The organism is Nonomuraea sp. NPDC050394, from assembly GCF_044459065.1.
In the GTDB taxonomy this organism is placed as follows: domain Bacteria; phylum Actinomycetota; class Actinomycetes; order Streptosporangiales; family Streptosporangiaceae; genus Nonomuraea.
Genome location: NZ_JBITIO010000011.1, coordinates 224,577 through 241,263, shown reverse-complemented (window position 1 = coordinate 241,263; position 16,687 = coordinate 224,577). Strand labels below are relative to the sequence as shown.

The 16,687-nt window shown below is 68.1% G+C and carries 15 protein-coding genes; all 15 read right to left on the bottom strand.

Annotated features, from left to right (window positions below; genetic code table 11):
- Window positions 1–5: 5 nt before the first annotated feature.
- Window positions 6–1,589 (bottom strand): NADH-quinone oxidoreductase subunit NuoN, encoded by a 1,584-nt coding sequence (gene nuoN / locus ACIBKY_RS36340; RefSeq protein WP_379625301.1) that lies wholly within the window; start codon window positions 1,587–1,589, stop codon window positions 6–8.
- Entirely contained in the window at window positions 1,586–3,145 is a 1,560-nt protein-coding gene (locus tag ACIBKY_RS36335; RefSeq protein WP_397103971.1) for an NADH-quinone oxidoreductase subunit M, read from the bottom strand. Before ACIBKY_RS36335 ends, nuoN begins: the two co-directional genes overlap by 4 nt.
- On the bottom strand, window positions 3,145–5,010 hold the full coding sequence (gene nuoL, locus ACIBKY_RS36330; RefSeq protein ID WP_397104308.1) for an NADH-quinone oxidoreductase subunit L: 1,866 nt from the start codon (window positions 5,008–5,010) through the stop codon (window positions 3,145–3,147). Before nuoL ends, ACIBKY_RS36335 begins: the two co-directional genes overlap by 1 nt.
- Window positions 5,011–5,080: 70 nt before the next feature.
- Entirely contained in the window at window positions 5,081–5,377 is a 297-nt protein-coding gene (gene nuoK / locus ACIBKY_RS36325; RefSeq protein WP_184958585.1) for an NADH-quinone oxidoreductase subunit NuoK, read from the bottom strand.
- A complete protein-coding gene (locus ACIBKY_RS36320; protein ID WP_379625296.1) occupies window positions 5,374–6,138 on the bottom strand; it encodes an NADH-quinone oxidoreductase subunit J in 765 nt (254 codons plus the stop codon). The genes nuoK and ACIBKY_RS36320 overlap by 4 nt, the downstream gene beginning before the upstream one ends.
- Window positions 6,131–6,646 (bottom strand): NADH-quinone oxidoreductase subunit NuoI, encoded by a 516-nt coding sequence (gene nuoI / locus ACIBKY_RS36315; protein ID WP_090931991.1) that lies wholly within the window; start codon window positions 6,644–6,646, stop codon window positions 6,131–6,133. The genes ACIBKY_RS36320 and nuoI overlap by 8 nt, the downstream gene beginning before the upstream one ends.
- Window positions 6,633–7,970 (bottom strand): NADH-quinone oxidoreductase subunit NuoH, encoded by a 1,338-nt coding sequence (gene nuoH, locus ACIBKY_RS36310; protein ID WP_397103968.1) that lies wholly within the window; start codon window positions 7,968–7,970, stop codon window positions 6,633–6,635. The genes nuoI and nuoH overlap by 14 nt, the downstream gene beginning before the upstream one ends.
- Window positions 7,967–10,342, bottom strand: coding sequence for an NADH-quinone oxidoreductase subunit G (locus tag ACIBKY_RS36305; RefSeq protein ID WP_397103966.1), 2,376 nt, complete (start codon window positions 10,340–10,342; stop codon window positions 7,967–7,969). The genes nuoH and ACIBKY_RS36305 overlap by 4 nt, the downstream gene beginning before the upstream one ends.
- A complete protein-coding gene (gene nuoF / locus ACIBKY_RS36300; protein WP_397103964.1) occupies window positions 10,339–11,628 on the bottom strand; it encodes an NADH-quinone oxidoreductase subunit NuoF in 1,290 nt (429 codons plus the stop codon). Before nuoF ends, ACIBKY_RS36305 begins: the two co-directional genes overlap by 4 nt.
- Complete coding sequence (gene nuoE, locus ACIBKY_RS36295; RefSeq protein WP_397103962.1) at window positions 11,625–12,281, bottom strand: NADH-quinone oxidoreductase subunit NuoE; 657 nt, start codon at window positions 12,279–12,281, stop codon at window positions 11,625–11,627. The genes nuoF and nuoE overlap by 4 nt, the downstream gene beginning before the upstream one ends.
- The gene (locus tag ACIBKY_RS36290) at window positions 12,278–13,603 is read right to left on the bottom strand and encodes an NADH-quinone oxidoreductase subunit D (RefSeq protein WP_184958600.1); all 1,326 of its coding nucleotides are present in this window, start codon (window positions 13,601–13,603) and stop codon (window positions 12,278–12,280) included. Before ACIBKY_RS36290 ends, nuoE begins: the two co-directional genes overlap by 4 nt.
- Window positions 13,604–13,652: 49 nt before the next feature.
- A complete protein-coding gene (locus tag ACIBKY_RS36285; RefSeq protein ID WP_397103960.1) occupies window positions 13,653–14,324 on the bottom strand; it encodes an NADH-quinone oxidoreductase subunit C in 672 nt (223 codons plus the stop codon).
- On the bottom strand, window positions 14,321–14,872 hold the full coding sequence (locus tag ACIBKY_RS36280; protein WP_184958604.1) for an NADH-quinone oxidoreductase subunit B family protein: 552 nt from the start codon (window positions 14,870–14,872) through the stop codon (window positions 14,321–14,323). The genes ACIBKY_RS36285 and ACIBKY_RS36280 overlap by 4 nt, the downstream gene beginning before the upstream one ends.
- Before the next feature lie 2 nt (window positions 14,873–14,874).
- Window positions 14,875–15,270, bottom strand: a complete 396-nt coding sequence (locus tag ACIBKY_RS36275; protein ID WP_184958606.1) for an NADH-quinone oxidoreductase subunit A — start codon at window positions 15,268–15,270, stop codon at window positions 14,875–14,877.
- Window positions 15,271–15,346: 76 nt separating this feature from the next.
- A complete protein-coding gene (locus tag ACIBKY_RS36270; protein WP_397103957.1) occupies window positions 15,347–16,585 on the bottom strand; it encodes a geranylgeranyl reductase family protein in 1,239 nt (412 codons plus the stop codon).
- Window positions 16,586–16,687: the final 102 nt, after the last annotated feature.

The window sequence follows — 16,687 nt, the reverse complement described above, 5'->3', positions numbered from 1 at the left end:
TACCCCTATCTAATGAACAGGCCGGACGCAGCCTGGTTGGCGATGTCGAGTGCGGGCTGCGGGAAAAGCCCGACTCCTACCGTAACCAGCAGCGCGACGCCGATGACCACCGCGGTGCCCATGCTGGGCGCGACCACGGTGGGGCCGTCGGCGGCAGGCTCGCTGAAGAACATCAGCACGATGACGCGGACGTAGAAGAAGGCCGCGATCGCCGAGGCGATGACACCCACGACGACCAGGCCGGTCATCCACGCGCCCATCGAGTCTCCGGTCTGCGCGCCACTGCTCACGGCAGCCGCGAACACGGCGTACTTCCCGAAGAACCCGCTGGTCAGAGGGATACCAGCGAAAGCCAGCAGGAAGAAAGCGAACACACCGGCAAGCAGCGGAGATCGCTTCCCGAGTCCGGCCCAGCGGGACAGATGACCCGCCTCGCCGCCGGGGTCGCGCACCATGGTGACCACGGCGAACGCGCCCACGGTGGTGAAGCCGTAGACCAGCAGGTAGAACAGGATCGCCGACAGCGAGGCGGCGTTCTTCTCCGCGGCCTCGAACGTCGCCATCACGCCGATGAGCAGGAAGCCCGCGTGCGCGATCGAGGAGTAGGCCAGCATGCGCTTGATGTCGGTCTGCGTGATCGCCAGGATCGCACCGACGATCATCGTCAGCGCCGCGACCACCCACATGACCGGACGCCAGTCCCAGTCCAGGTTGCCCAGAGCCACCCAGAACACCCGCAGGACCGCGCCCATGGCCGCCACCAGCGTGCCGGAGGCCATCAGGGCGGTGACCGGCGTGGGGGCGCCCTGGTAGACGTCCGGCTTCCACGCGTGGAAGGGAGCCGCACCGATCTTGAAGAGCAGGCCCACGCCGAGCAGCGAGAGGCCGAGCAGCAGCAGCGGGTCCATGAGCGAGCCGGTGGACATCGACTGGCTGATCCCGGGCAGGCTGACCGTGCCGGCGTAGCCGTAGATCATGGCCATGCCGTACAGGAAGAAGGCCGAGGAGAACGCGCCGAGCAGGAAGTACTTCAGCGAGGCCTCCTGCGACAGCAGGCGGCGCCGGCGGGCGAGACCGCACAGCAGGTACAGCGGCAGCGACATGACCTCAAGGGCCACGAACATCACCAGCAGGTCGTGCGAGGCCGCGAACAGCAGCATGCCGCCGACGGCGAAGAGCACCAGCGGGTAGACCTCGGTGTGCGCGCCACCGCTCGTCTCCGCCTCCTCCTCATCCGCACTCCCGGGTACGGCCGCCGCCGACGCGACGAAGTGCCCGTCGTCGTTGACCATCAGCACGGCGCCCAGCGAGAGCACCAGGATGACGCCCCAGATGAACAGCGAAGGACCGTCCACCGCGACGGCGCCCATCGCCGAAGCCGTGGTCGGCACGCCGCCCCTGGCCACCTGCACGATGACCAGCGCGAAGGCGCCGATCAGGCTCAGCAGCGAGAGCGGCACCTGGATGGACTTGCGCAGGTAGCGCGGCGCGAACGCCTCCACCAGGACGCCGATGCAGGCCGCGCCGAAGACGAGCAGCAGCGGCGCGAGCTGCCCGTACTCGATGGTCGGCGCCTCGAAGCCGTTCACTCTCCGGCCCCCTTCTCAGCGATGGCGGGGTTCTTGACGTCCACGTTGGTGAGCGTGTGCTGCACCGACGGGTTGATCACGTCGAGCAGCGGCTTCGGGAAGAAGCCGAACCCGATGATCAGGGCGACGAGCGGGGCGAGCACCACGACCTCGCGGACGTTGAGGTCCTTGAAGCCCTTGACGGACTCGGCCGTCGGGCCGTTCAGCGCCCGCTGGACCATCCACAGGATGTAGACGGCGGCGAGGATGACCGCCACCGCGGAGACGATCGCCGCCACCGCGAGGGCGCCCGATCCGAACGCCTCGCTGGAGTACGTGCCGACCATCACCATGAACTCGCTGACGAACGACGACAGCCCCGGCAGCGACAGTCCGGCCAGACCGGCGATCAGGAAGAACCCGGCCAGGACCGGGGCGACCTTCTGCACGCCTCCGTAGTCGGCGATGTACGGCGAGCCGCGGCGGGAGATGAGGAAGCCCGCGACAAGGAACAGCGCGCCGGTGGCGAAGCCGTGGTTGACCATGTACAGCGCGGCGCCGGACTGCGCGACCTGGGACATCGCGAAGACGCCCATGACGATGAAGCCGAAGTGCGAGATCGAGGTGTAGGCGATCAGGCGCTTCATGTCCGTCTGCCCGATGGCGACGATCGCGCCGTAGATGATGCTGATCACCGCGAGCACCACGATCGGCATCGTGAACGCCTTGGCCGCCTCCGGGAAGAGCTCCAGGCAGAAGCGCAGCATGCCGAACGTACCGACCTTGTCGAGCACGCCCACCAGCAGTACGGCCGCGCCCGCCGGAGCCTGGGCCGCCGCGTCGGGCAGCCACGTGTGCACCGGCACCAGCGGCGCCTTGATGGCGAAGGCGATGAAGAATCCGGCGAACAGCCACTTCTGCGTGGCCGGGTCCTGGATCGCGCCGACGAGCTCGGGGAACATGAACGTGCCCTTGCCCGCCGCGAAGTACAGCCCGATGACCGCGACCAGCATGAGCAGGCCGCCGAACAGCGAGTACAGCAGGAACTTCACGGCCGCGTAGGACCGCTGGGCGCCGCCGTAGGAGCCGATCATGAAGTACATCGGGATCAGCATGGCTTCGAAGAAGATGTAGAAGAGGAAGATGTCGGTCGCCGCGAAGACGCCGATCATCATCGTCTCCAGCACCAGCAGCAGCGAGAAGTAGGTCTTGACCGACCGCTTCGGCGCGATGACCGTGCCGTCCGCCGCCTTCACGCCGTCGGCGTCGTTCCACGAGGCCAGCACCACGATCGGCACCAGCACCACGGACAGGGCGATCAGCACCAGCGCGACGCCATCCACCCCGACGCCGAACTTGACCCCGAAGCTGGGGATCCAGTTGTACTCGGCCACGAACTGGAAGCGGTCGCCGCGCGGGCTGAACTGCACCGCCATGACGAGCGTCAGCACCATGACGACCAGGGAGACCAGCAGGGTCACCTGCTTGGCCAGCTTGTCGCTGCCCTTGGGAAGCAGGGCCACCACGACGGCGCCCAGGACGGGCACCGCCATGAGGATTGGGAGCCAGGGTGACATCAGATGTTCCCAACGAGGAGCAGGGCGCCGGCCAGGAGGGCCGCACCGAACAGGATGGACAGCGCGTACGTTCTGGCGAAGCCCGTCTGCAGCCGCCGCATGCGGCCCGAGGTTCCGCCGATCGCCGCCGCCAGCCCGTTGACCAGGCCGTCGACGCCGCGGTTGTCGAAGAAGACGGCGATCCTGGTCAGCCACTGGCCGGGGCGCATGAACAGCGACTCGTTGAGGGCGTCGCCGTACAGGTCGCGCCGGGCGAAGGCGGTCAGGAACGAACCGCGCGGCGCCAGGACCGGAACTTCGGACTTGCCGTACTTGTACCAGGCGAAGCCGGCGCCGAGGGCGACGAGGGCCAGCGACGACAGCCCCACCGTGGTGGTGCTGAACAGGTGGAACTCGGGCAGCCGCTCAGGCAGGCCGACCGCCGGGGCGAGGAACCTCATGAACCGGTTGTCGCTGATCAGGTAGTAGCCCAGGCCGATCGAGCCAAGCGACAGCACGATCAGCGGCACCGTCATGACCGAGGGCGACTCGTGCGGGTGCGCGTCCTTGTCCCAGCGCTTCTCGCCGAAGAACGTCATGAAGATCATGCGGGACATGTAGAAGCCGGTGATGCCCGCGCCCAGCACGGCCAGCCAGCCCATCCACTGCCCGTGCTCCATGGCCGTCTCCATGATCCCGTCCTTGGTGTAGAACCCGGACAGGAACGGGAAGCCGATGATCGCCAGATAGCCCACCATGAACGTGGCGAAGGTGATCGGCATGAGCTTGCGGAGCCCGCCGTACTTCCTCATGTCCACTTCGTCGTTCATGGCGTGCATGACCGAGCCGGCGCCGAGGAACATGTCGGCCTTGAAGAAGCCGTGCGCGATGAGGTGCGCGATCGCGAAGGCGTAGCCGGCGGGGCCGAGGGCGGCGCCGAGCATCATGTAGCCGATCTGCGACATCGTCGAGCCGGCCAGGCCCTTCTTGATGTCGTCCTTCGCGCAACCGATGATCGCACCGGCCAGCAGGGTCGCGACGCCGACGATGGCGACGACGAGCGAAGCCGTACTGGATGCCTCGAAGAACGCGCCCGAGCGGACCACCAGGTAGACACCGGCGGTGACCATGGTCGCGGCGTGGATGAGGGCCGAGACCGGGGTCGGGCCCTCCATCGCGTCCAGAAGCCAGGACTGCAGCGGCAGCTGGGCCGACTTGCCGCACGCGCCGAGCAGCAGCAGGAGCCCGATCGCGGTCAGCGTGCCCGAGGAGGCCTCGCCCACCTTGCCCTGCAGGTCGCCGAAGGCCAGCGTGCCGAAGGAGGTCCAGATGATGAACATGCCGACCAGCAGGCCGAAGTCGCCGACGCGGTTGACGATGAACGCCTTCTTCGCCGCGACCGCGGCCGACGGCTTGAACTGCCAGAACCCGATGAGCAGGTAGGACGCGAGACCCACGCCCTCCCAGCCGATGAACAGCCCGACGTAGTTGTCGGACAGCACCAGCAGCAGCATCGCCGCGACGAACAGGTTCAGGTAGGCGAAGAACCGGCGGCGCTCGGGGTCGTGCGACATGTAGCCGATCGAGTAGATGTGGATCAGCGATCCGACACCCGTGATCAGCAGCGCGAAGCTGATCGACAGCGGGTCGATCAGCAGCCCCATGTTGAGGGCCTCGCCGTTCAGGCCCATGCCGGGGATGAACTCATACAGGTGTACGGCCTGCCGCCGCGCGTCCTCGGGAAGCCCGAGCAACTCCACGAACCCGAGCACCGCCACGACGAACGAGGCGAGCGACATCGCCACGCCCAGCAGGTGTCCCCACTTGTTCGTGATCCGGCCGAGAACCAGCAGAATCGCGGCGCCGAGGAGTGGCAAGGCGATCATCAGCCATGACACACCGATCGCGCCGTTGCCGGCGAAATCGGCGATCTTAACGGGATCCACCAGTCACCCCTCAGTACTTCAGCAGGTTCGCGTCGTCCACGGACGCCGACCTGCGGGTTCGGAAGATCGTCACGATGATGGCCAGACCGACCACGACCTCGGCCGCGGCCACCACCATCACGAAGAACGCGATGATCTGGCCTTCGAGGTTGCCGTTCTGCCTGGCGAAGGTGACGAACGCGAGGTTGCAGGCGTTGAGCATCAGCTCCACGCACATGAACACCACGATCGCGTTACGCCTGATCAGCACACCGAGCGCGCCAATGGCGAAAATCAGCCCCGAGAGGATCAGGTACTGCGTCGTCACTTCGAGTCCTCCTCGACCTCGACCGAGTGCTTGATCGCCTCGGCGAGCTTCGGGTCGGCGGGCAGGTGGCCGTGCTCGACGTCGTAGCGCGCGATGTAGCGGTTGACCGACTTCTCGGAGACCGAGCCGTCGGGCAGCAGCGCCGGCATGTCGATGGCGTTGCTCCGGGCGTAGGTGCCGGGACCGGGCAGCGGCGAGGGCTGGTCGCCCTGGAACCGGGCGCGCGAGAGGTCCTTCTGCGTGGCCTTGGCGGTGAGCCGCTCACGGTGGGCGAGGACCATCGCGCCGAGCGCGGCGGTGATCAGCAGCGCCGAGGTCACCTCGAAGGCGAACACGTGGCGGGTGAAGATCTGCCCGGCCAGCGTGCGGATGTAGCCGCCCTGACCGGTCGCCGCGGCCAGGCCCTTGGCGTTGCCGAAGACGGCGTTGCCGACGGCCAGGATGATCAGCGAGGCGAAGCCGAGCCCGGCGATCGCGGCCCAGAAGCGCTGCCCCTTCAACGTCTCCACGAAGGAGTCGGAGGAGTCGACGCCCACCAGCATGAGCACGAACAAGAAGAGCATCATGACGGCGCCGGTGTAGACGATGATCTGCACCGCGGCCAGGAACGGCGCGTCCTGCGCCGCGTACAGCACCGACAGGCAGAGCATGACGCCACCGAGCATCAGCGCGGAGTAGACCGCCTTGCGGCTGAACACCACGCCCAGGGCGGCCGCCACGGACACGACGGCGAGCACCCAGAAAGTGACTTGCTCACCCATTGGTCCGTCCCAGGCGGTAGTAGTCCTCTTCGGTCTCACCGAGCCGCATCGGGTGCGGCGGCTGCTCCATGCCCTGCGTCAGCGGTGCGAGCAGCATCTCCTTGGTGTAGATGAGGCTTTCACGGTTGGTGTCGGCCAGCTCGTACTCGTTGGTCATGGTCAGCGCGCGAGTCGGGCAAGCCTCGATGCAGAGACCGCACAGGATGCACCGCAGATAGTTGATCTGGTAGGTGCGCCCATAGCGCTCGCCCGGGGAGAAACGCTCCTCCTCGGTGTTGTCCGCGCCCTCGACGTAGATCGCGTCGGCCGGACAGGCCCATGCGCACAGCTCGCAGCCGACGCACTTCTCCAGCCCGTCGGGCCAGCGGTTGAGCTGGTGGCGACCGTGGAAGCGAGGGGCCGTGGGCCGCTTCTCCTCCGGGTAGTTCACCGTGACGGGCTTCTTGAACATCGTGTGGAAGGTGACGCCGAAGCCCTTGACGGGGTTCAGCCAATCAGTTAGTCCCACTGGGAACCTCCTTGTGCTGCACCCCGTGGTAGTGCGGCAGATCGAGCGGCGGCACCGGGAATCCGCCGGCGGTCGGCTCGCGGTCCAGCTCCTCGAACTCCGCGGCGACCTTGGCCTTCTCGGCTTCCTTGCGGCGCTGGTTGACGGTGTCGAACCGGGCCCAGATGCCGAGCGCGCCGAGGACCACGACGGCGGTGATCGTCAGGACGACCGCCATGCTTCCCTCGAAGCCGGAGGTCGGTCCCTCCTTGACGTACATGATCGCCCGGACCGAGGCCACGAGCATGATCCACGCCAGGTTCAGGGGGATGAGGACCTTCCAGCCCAGCGACATCAGCTGGTCGTAGCGGACACGCGGCAGCGAGGCCCGTACCCAGACCACGAAGGAGAAGACCAGGACGAACTTGATGAAGAACCAGAGCAGTCCCCACCAGCCCTCGTCCGGCAGTCCGAAGGGCGCCTGCCAGCCGCCCAGGAACAGCGTGATCGCCATCGCCGACGCGGTGAACGTGTGCAGGTACTCGCCCATCATGATGAGGGCGAACTTCAGCGAGGAGGAGTACTCGGTCTGGAAGCCGCCGACCAGCTCGCCCTCGCCCTCGGGCAGGTCGAACGGGATACGGGCCGCCTCGCCGAAGCCACAGATCACGAAGATCAGGAAGGACGGCAGCAGCAGCACCACGTACCAGGAAGGCATCGGGATGCCCCAGAACTCCCCGCCCGTGGCCTGCGCCTTGACGATCTCCGACGTGGACAGCGTCCCCGCGAACAGGAACACGCCGACGAAGGACAACCCCATGGCGATCTCGTAGGAGACCACCTGCGCCGCACTCCGCAAACCACCCAGCAGCGCGTACGGCGAGCGCGACGACCACCCGGCCAGCACGACGCCGTACACGGAGATGGCGCCCATGGCCAGCATGAACAGCACCGCGACCGGAAGGTCCACGAGCTGCAACGGCGTCTGCACGCCGAACAGGTTGACCATGCCGGCGAACGGCGTGATGGAGAAGGCCAGGAACGCGGGGATCACCATGATGACCGGAGCCATCAGGTAGAGCACCTTGTCCACCGTGTTCGGGAACAGGTCCTCCTTGAGGCCCATCTTCAGGCCGTCGGCCACCGACTGCAGCAGGCCGAACTTGCCCGCCCGGTTGGGGCCGATGCGGTTCTGCAGCTTGGAGATGAGCTTGCGCTCGTACCAGACGCCGAACAGGATCCCCAGCATCAGGAAGACGAAGAGCATCAGCGCCTTGACGATGGTGATCCAGAGCGGATCCTTGCCGAAGTCGGCAAGGGTCGGTTCCGTGGCGAGGAGGATCATGAAGCGCTCCCGATCGTGACGATGTCGCCGGACACCGCGCGCAGGTCGCGGGTGACCGAGCTGCCGCCGGAGTTCGCCGGCACCCACACCACACGGTCGGGCAGTTCGGCGATGCGCACCGGCAGCGTGATCGCGTCGCCGATGACGAGCTTGTCGCCGTCGCCCACGCCGATCTCGGCCGCGGTGCTCTCGGAGACCAGCGCCTCGGCCGCGCGGGAGGTGCCCGCGAGGTAGGGCTCGCCGTCCTGCAGGCGGCCGTCGTCGAGCAGCAGGTGCCAGGTCGCCAGCAGCGCCTGACCCGCCTGCGGCACCCCGGCGGCACCGCCGCCGGCGTTGGGCGCGGCCACGTGGCCGCCGCGCCAGGCGCCGACCGAGCCGAGCTCGCGGCGGGCGGCCTTGGCGTCGGGCAGGCCCAGGTGCACGTCCAGGCGGTCGGCCAGGTTGCCGATCACGTGGAGGTCGCTCTGCAGGCCGGGCACCCTGATGGGCGCCTCGAACGAGCGGCCGCGGCCCTCCCAGTTGACGAACGTGCCGGACTTCTCCTGCACGGCCGCGACGGGCAGCACCACGTCGGCGCGGTCGGTGACCGCGCTCGCGCGGATCTCCAGGCTGACGATGAACGGCGTGTTCTCCAGCGCGGCCAGCGCGGCGGCCGGGTCGGCCAGGTCGTAGGGGTCGACGCCGGCGATCACCAGCGCGTCGATCTCCTCGGCCCTGGCGGCGGCCAGGATGCCGTCGGTGTCGCGGCCCGGGGTGGCCGGGAGCGAGGCGACGTTCCACGCCCTGGCGATCTCCGCCCTGGCGCTCTCGTCCTCGACCGGGCGGCCGATCGGCAGGAGGTTCGGCAGCGCACCGGCCTCGATGGCGCCACGCTCACCGGCCCTGCGCGGGATCCAGGCGACCTTGGCGCCGGTGGCGGCGCTCAGCCGTACCAGAGCGGACAGGGCGCCCGGGGCGGTGGCGAGCCGCTCGCCGGCGAGCACGATCGTGCCCTCCGCCAGCGTGCCGATGAGGTCGCCGATGGCCTCGGCCTCGCCGCCGGGGGCGGTGCGGATGAGCGTGCCGCCCATCTTGGCCAGCCCCTTGGCGGCGAACGGCGCGATCGCGGTGACCTTCAGGCCGTGCTTCTTCCAGGCCTTGCGCAGGCGCAGGAAGACGATCGGCGACTCCTCCTCGGGCTCGAAGCCGACCAGGACGACGGCCGGGGCCTTCTCCAGGTCGGCGTAGGAGACCTCGATGCCCTTGCCGGCGACGGCGTGGGCGAGGAACTGGGTCTCCTCGGCCGAGTGCGGCCGGGCGCGGAAGTCGATGTCGTTGGTGCCGAGCGCGAGCCTGGCGAACTTGGAGTAGGCGTAGGCGTCCTCGACGGTCAGCCGGCCGCCGAGCAGGACGCCGGTCTTGCCGCGGGCGGCGGCCAGGCCCTGGGCCGCGACGGCCAGCGCCTCGGGCCAGGAGGCCGGGACGAGCACGCCCTCCTCGTTGCGGACCAGCGGCGTCTTCAGCCGGTCGGGCTGCGTGGCGTAGGTGAACGCCCAGCGGCCCTTGTCGCAGTTCCACTCCTCGTTGACCTGCGGCTCGTCACCGGCCAGCCGGCGGGTGACCCGCCCGCGGCGGTGGTCGGTGCGCTGGGCGCACCCGGAGGCGCAGTGCTCGCAGACGCTCGGCGTCGAGACCAGGTCGAACGGCCGGGCGCGGAAACGGTAGGCGGCGCCGGTCAGCGCGCCCACCGGGCAGATCTGGACGGTGTTGCCCGAGAAGTAGGACTCGAACGGCTGGCCGTCGGCCACCCGTACCTGCTCCTTGGCCCCGCGCTCGAAGAAGTCGATGAACGGGTCGCCGGCGATCTGGTCGGAGAAGCGGATGCAGCGCGCGCACTGCACGCAACGCTCGCGGTCGAGCAGCACCTGCGTCGAGAGCGGCAGCGGCTTGGGGAAGGTCCGCTTGTGCTCGTGGAAGCGGGACTCGCCCTGGCCGTTGGACATCGCCTGGTTCTGCAGGGGGCACTCGCCGCCCTTGTCGCAGACCGGGCAGTCGAGCGGGTGGTTGAGGAGCAGGAACTCCATGGCCGCCCGCTGCGCCTTCTCGGCCACCGGCGAGGTGAGCTGGGTCTGCACGACCATGCCCTGGGCGACCTCGATCGCGCAGGAGGGCTGCGGCTTGGGGAAGCCGCGGCCGTTTCCGGCGTCGGGGATGTCGACCAGGCACTGGCGGCAGTTGGCCGCCGGGTCGAGCAGCGGGTGGTCGCAGAACCGCGGGATCTGGATGCCCAGGAGCTCGGCGGCCCGGATGATCAGGGTGCCCTTGGGGACGCTGACCTGGAAGCCGTCGATGCTCAGGGTCACCAGGGAGGTTTCTACAGCGGTGGTCGTCACTGGTCACCCCAGACAGTGGACTTCTTCGCGTCGAACGGGCAGCCGCCGACCTCGAAGTGCTTGAGGTACTCGTCGCGGAAGTACTTCACCGACGAGTGGATCGGGCTGGCCGCGCCGTCGCCCAGGGCGCAGAAGGACCGGCCGAGGATGTTGTCCGCGATGTCGGTGATCGTGGACAGGTCCTCCTCGGTGCCCTGACCGGCTTCCAGGCGCTTGAGCACCTGCTTGAGCCAGTAGGTGCCCTCGCGGCAGGGCGTGCACTTGCCGCAGGACTCGTGGGCGTAGAACTCCGTCCAGCGCAGCACGGTCCTGACCACGCAGGTGGTCTCGTCGAAGATCTGCAGCGCGCGGGTGCCGAGCATCGAGCCCTTGAGCCCGACCTGCTCGAAGTCGAGCGGCACGTCCAGGTGCTCGGCGGTGAAGATCGGCGTGGAGGAACCGCCCGGGGTCCAGAACTTGAGCTCGTGGCCCGCGCGGATCCCGCCGGCCATGTCGAGCAGTTCGCGCAGCGTGATGCCCAGCGGCGCCTCGAACTGGCCGGGCCGCGTGACGTGCCCGCTCAGCGAGAAGATGCCGAAGCCCTTCGACTTCTCCGTCCCCATCCCGGCGAACCAGTCGGCGCCGTTGGTGACGATCGAGGGAACACTGGCGATCGACTCCACGTTGTTCACGACAGTAGGCGAGGCGTACAGGCCCGCCACGGCCGGGAACGGGGGCTTGAGCCGAGGTTGACCGCGACGCCCTTCGAGCGAGTCGAGCAGCGCCGTCTCCTCGCCGCAGATGTACGCCCCCGCGCCCGCGTGCACGACCAGGTCGAGGTCATAGCCGGAGCCGAAGACGTCCTTGCCGAGGTAACCCTTCTCGTACGCCTCGCGCACGGCCGCGTGCAGCCGGCGGATGACGTGGAGCACCTCGCCGCGTACGTAGATGAAGGCGTGGCTGGCGCGGATGGCGTAGGACGTGATGATGATGCCCTCGACCAGCGAGTGCGGGTTGGCCATCATCAGCGGGATGTCCTTGCAGGTGCCCGGCTCCGACTCGTCGGCGTTGACGACGAGGTAGTGGGGCTTGCCGTCACCCTGCGGGATGAAGCCCCACTTCATGCCGGTGGGGAAGCCCGCGCCGCCGCGACCGCGCAGGCCGGAGTCCTTGACCGCCTGGATGACCGCGTCGGGATCCATGCCGAGGGCCTTCTTCGCCGCCTCGTAGGGGCCGTAGCCCTCAAGCGTGAAGGAGTTGGGCTGGTCCCAGTTGGCGGTCAGGACCGGCGTCAGCGTAGTCGTCATGCCTCAGGGGCCTTCCATCCGTTGGCCTTGGCGACCTTGAGGCCCTCCAGCGAGGCGCCGGCGGCCGAGGGGCCGTCGCCCGCCAGCTCGTCGGGCAGCCCGGCGAGCACGCGCGAGGCCTCCTTGAAGGTGCAGAGCTTCTTCGGGCCGCGGGTCGGCGAGACGCTCTTGCCGTCACGCAGGTCGTCGACGAGCTGCTTGGCCGAGCCGGGCGTCTGGTTGTCGAAGAACTCCCAGTTGACCATCATGACCGGGGCGAAGTCGCAGGCCGCGTTGCACTCGATGCGCTCCAGCGAGACCTTGCCGTCGGCGGTCGCCTCTTCGTGACCGACGCCGACGTGCTCGGACAGCTCTTCCCAGATCTGGTCGCCGCCCATGACGGCGCACAGGGAGTTGATGCAGACGCCGACGTGGAAGTCTCCGGCCGGGCGGCGCTTGTACATGGTGTAGAACGTCGAGACGCCCACCACCTCGGCCTTGCTCAGGCCCAGGATCTCCGCGCAGAACTCGTGGCCGTCGTCGGAGACGTAGCCCTCCTCCGACTGCACCAGGTGCAGCAGGGGCAGCAGCGCGGAACGAGTCTTCGGGTAACGCCCGATGATCTCCTTCGCGTCCCGCTCAAGACGCTCGCGGACCTCCGGTGAATAACTCACCGGTCAACACCTCCCATAACCGGGTCGATAGAAGCCACCGCGGCGATCACGTCGGCGACCTGGCCGCCTTCCGTCATGGCGGGGAAGGCCTGCAGGTTCGTGAAGGAGGGCTCGCGGAAGTGCACGCGGTAAGGCCGGGTGCCGCCGTCGCTGACCACGTACGCGCCGAGCTCGCCCTTGGGCGACTCGATCGAGGCGTACGCCTGGCCGGCCGGCACCCGGAAGCCCTCGGTCACCAGCTTGAAGTGGTGGATCAGGGCTTCCATGGAGCTGCTCATGATGTGCGCGATGTGGTCGGGAGAGTTGCCGAGGCCGTCGGGGCCCAGCGCGAGCTGCGCCGGCCAGCCGATCTTCTTGTCCTCGATCATCACGGGCTTGCCCTTGAGCGGACCGGCGATCCGGTCGAGAGCCTGCTCGATGATCTTGAGGGACTCCTCCATCTCCTTCATGCGCACCAGGTAGCGGGAGTAGACGTCGCAGCCGCGCTCGGTGGCGACCTCGAAGTCGTAGGTCTCGTAGCCGCTGTAGGGCTGCGACTTGCGCAGGTCCCAGGGCAGGCCGGCGGCGCGCAGGATCGGGCCGGTGACGCCCATCGCCATGCAGCCGGTCAGGTCGAGGTAGCCGACGTCCCTGGTCCGGCGGACGTAGACGGGGTTCTCGTCGAGAAGCTTGCGGACGTCCTTGATCCGCTTGGGCATCTCCTTGAGGAACTCGCCCACCTTGTCCACGGCGCCCGCGGGCAGGTCGACGCTGACGCCGCCCGGCCGTACGTAGGCGTGGTTCATGCGCAGGCCGGTGATGTACTCGAACAGATCCATGATCAGTTCGCGGTCGCGGTAGCCGAACAGGAACGGCGTCGTCGCGCCCAGCTCCATGCCGAACGTGCCCATCGCGACCAGGTGCGAGGCGATGCGGTTGAGCTCCATCATCATCACGCGGATCGCCTGGGCCCGCGCGGGGACCTGGTCGGTGATGCCGAGCAGCTTCTCCACGCCCATGCAGTACGCGGTCTCGTTGAAGATCGGCGCGAGGTAGTCCATGCGGGTCACGAACGTGGTCCCCTGGGTCCACGTCCGGTATTCCATGTTCTTCTCGATGCCGGTGTGCAGGTAGCCGATGACGCCGCGCGCCTCGGTGACCGTCTCACCGTCGAGGGTCAGGACCAGGCGGAGCACGCCGTGCGTGGACGGGTGCTGCGGGCCCATGTTGATGACCAGGCGCTCTTCCTCGGAGTCGCGCGCGCTGGTGACGACCTCGTCCCAGTCGCCGCCGCTGACCGAGTAGACCTTGCCCTCGGTCGCCTCGTCGTAGCCCGTGCTCACGAGTGATCCTCCCTTCGGCCGTCAACGCATGAAGCTCGACGCGGCTCGCTCATGCGTACGACCTCCTCTCATCCGGCGCGGGGATCGTGGCGCCGCGGTATTCGACCGGGATGCCGCCCAGCGGGTAGTCCTTGCGCTGCGGGTGACCGTCCCAGTCGTCCGGCATCATGATCCGCGTCAGCGCGGGGTGGCCGTCGTAGACGATTCCGAAGAAGTCGTACGCCTCGCGCTCGTGCCAGTCGTGCGTCGGGTAGACGGCGACCGACGACGGGATGTGCGGGTCGTCGTCCGGCGCGCAGGTCTCGACGCGCACCCGGGTGTTGTGGGTGATCGAGACCAGGTGGATGACCGAGTGGAGTTCCTCGCCCTGCAGGTGCGGGTAGTGCACGCCGGTCACGCCGAGCGACAGCTCGAAGCGCAGGCCGGCGTCGTCGCGCAGCTTCTGCAGAACCTCCACCAGGCGCTCGCGCTTGACGTGCAGGGTCAGCTCGCCCCTGTCGACGACGACGCGCTCGATGGCGTCGTCCAGGTCGAGGGTGTCGACCAGGGCGTCGAAGTAGCCGCCGAAGGGGCGGGGGGTGGACAGTTCGGGGGCCCGCCGTACGACGAGGCCGCCGTAGCCGGAGGTGTCACCGGTGTCATGGGCGCCGAACATGCCCTGCCGGGCGATCGGCGTCTGCGGCGGCTCGGTCCCCGGTACCTCGGGGAGGTTGTCGCTCACTTGCCCGCCCCCTGGTCGATCAGCGGAAGGGTGCGCAGGGCCTGCAGTTCGAGCTCGTCGATCTGCTTCTTGCGGTGCGCGCCGAACTTCATGTTCTGGATCTTGTCGTGCAGCTTCACGATCGAGTCGATCAGCATCTCCGGCCGCGGCGGGCAGCCGGGCAGGTAGACGTCGACCGGGATGATGTGGTCCACGCCCTGCACGATGGCGTAGTTGTTGAACATGCCGCCGCTGGAGGCGCACACGCCCATGGAGATGACCCACTTGGGCTCGGCCATCTGGTCGTAGATCTGGCGCACGACCGGCGCCATCTTCTGCGACACGCGGCCGGCGACGATCATCAGGTCGGCCTGGCGGGGAGACGCCGAAGCGCGCTCCATGCCGAAGCGCGCCAGGTCGAAGTGGGGGCCACCGGTGGCCATCAGCTCGATGGCGCAACATGCGAGGCCGAAGGTGGCCGGCCATACGGAGTTCTTGCGCGCCCAACCGGCGGCCTGCTCGACCGTGGTGAGGATGAACCCGCTGGGGAGTTTCTCTTCAAGTCCCATAATCAGTCCCAGTCCAGACCCTTGCGGCGCCACACGTACGCATAGGCGACAAGCACGGTGACGATGAACAGCACCATCTCGACCAGCGCGAACACCCCGAGGCCCGAGGCGATCACCTGGCCGTCGGCGCCCTTCAGCGGGGCGAAGGAGACCGCCCACGGATAAAGGAAGATGATCTCGATGTCGAACACGATGAACAGCATCGCGGTGATCATGTATTTCAGCGGGAAGCGTCCGCCACCGACAGGCTGGGGCGTCGGCTCGATGCCGCATTCATAGGCGTCAAGCTTGGCGCGGTTCCAGCGCTTGGGACCGGTGAAGGGAGCGACCGCGACCGAGAAGATCGCGAAGCCTCCCGCGAGAATGGCGAGCACCAGGATGGGCACATAGAGGTCCATCGCTACGCCTCCTCTTCTGTCGCAACGCGCGCGGGCGCGCAGTCTGACCTATAAGTTTGCCGGGTGGGTCTGCGGTTCATGCTGGTGGGGCGACCTTCGAGAGTGCGTTGATGATCCTGTCTGACGCATCGCCTCGCCGGTCGGTGAGATTACCAAGGAGTTTGAGCGCGAAGCGCATCAGCCTCGGGTGAGGCAGCCCGTGCCTCGTACCGAAGCTCATCACACCTGGCTTCCCGATCGCTTCGACGAACAATCTGCCCAAGGTGAAATATCCGCCATACGCGTCCTTGAGGACCTGCGGGTACGTGCGCAGGATACGTTCCTGCTGCGCGGGGGTGGTACCGCGAAGCGCCTTCGCGATCACCTCGGCCGCGATCTCGCCCGTCTCCATGGCGTAGGCGATGCCCTCGCCGTTGAACGGATTGATGGCGCCGCCGGAGTCGCCGACGAGCACCAGGCCGCGGGTGTAGTGCGGCTGCCTGTTGAAGGCCATCGGCAGGGCCGCCCCGCGGATCGGCCCCGTCATGTTCTCCTCGGTGAAGGCCCATTCGGCGGGCATGTTCCTGCACCACCGCTTGAGGAGCTCACGGTAGTCGATCTTGCCGAAGGCGTCACTGGTGTTGAGCAGGCCGAGCCCGACGTTGCTGGTGCCGTCGCCGACGGGGAAGATCCACCCGTAGCCCGGCAGCAGCGTGTCCTGGTCCCACAGTTCGAGCCACGTCTCCAGGTAGTCGTCGTCGTGGCGCGGGCTCTGGAAGTAGGTGCGTACGGCCACGCCCATCGGACGGTCCTCGCGCTTGTGCAACCCCATCCCGAGCGCCATGCGCGTGCTGTTCCCGTCGGCGGCGACCACGAGCCGGCTGCGGTAGGTCGCGCCGTCCTTGGTGGTGACACCGGTCACGTGCCCGCTGCGGTCGTCCAGGATCGGGCCGGTGACGTTGACGCCCTCCATGAGGCGTACCCCGGCCTTGACCGCGTGGGCGGCCATGATCTGGTCGAAGTCCTGGCGGGTGCGGACGAGGCTGAAGTCGGGGAAGCTGTCGAGCTGCGGCCAGTCGAGCTCGAAGCGGAGGCCGCCGCCGACGACCCGCAGGCCCTTGTTCCTGATCCAGCCGGGCCCGTCGATGTCGACGCCCATGTTCTGCAGTTGCTTGACCGCGCGCGGGGTCAGGCCGTCTCCGCAGACCTTCTCCCTGGGAAAACGCGTCTTCTCCAGGAGGAGCACGTCCAGCCCCGCTCGGGCCAGGTAGAACGCGGTCGCGGAGCCCGAGGGGCCGGCGCCGACGACGATGACGTCCGCGTCAAGTGTGTTCATGATCGCGCCCGCTCACCACTCGTTGGCATCGTGCCTCGCTCTCTCGTGGCGAGCTCCTGCGCTTTGCGTTTGGCTGCTGGCACGGTCACTGGACTTTGTCCT

What these genes read in the sequence shown, in the direction of transcription:
- ACIBKY_RS36280 (WP_184958604.1), bottom strand. Translation starts at nt 14,872, where the DNA reads ATGGGACTTGAAGAGAAACTCCCCAGCGGGTTCATCCTCACCACGGTC.
- nuoL (WP_397104308.1), bottom strand. Translation starts at nt 5,010, where the DNA reads ATGATCGCCTTGCCACTCCTCGGCGCCGCGATTCTGCTGGTTCTCGGC.
- ACIBKY_RS36335 (WP_397103971.1), bottom strand. Translation starts at nt 3,145, where the DNA reads ATGTCACCCTGGCTCCCAATCCTCATGGCGGTGCCCGTCCTGGGCGCC.
- nuoH (WP_397103968.1), bottom strand. Translation starts at nt 7,970, where the DNA reads ATGATCCTCCTCGCCACGGAACCGACCCTTGCCGACTTCGGCAAGGAT.
- ACIBKY_RS36320 (WP_379625296.1), bottom strand. Translation starts at nt 6,138, where the DNA reads ATGGGTGAGCAAGTCACTTTCTGGGTGCTCGCCGTCGTGTCCGTGGCG.
- ACIBKY_RS36270 (WP_397103957.1), bottom strand. Translation starts at nt 16,585, where the DNA reads ATGAACACACTTGACGCGGACGTCATCGTCGTCGGCGCCGGCCCCTCG.
- ACIBKY_RS36275 (WP_184958606.1), bottom strand. Translation starts at nt 15,270, where the DNA reads ATGGACCTCTATGTGCCCATCCTGGTGCTCGCCATTCTCGCGGGAGGC.
- nuoF (WP_397103964.1), bottom strand. Translation starts at nt 11,628, where the DNA reads ATGACGACTACGCTGACGCCGGTCCTGACCGCCAACTGGGACCAGCCC.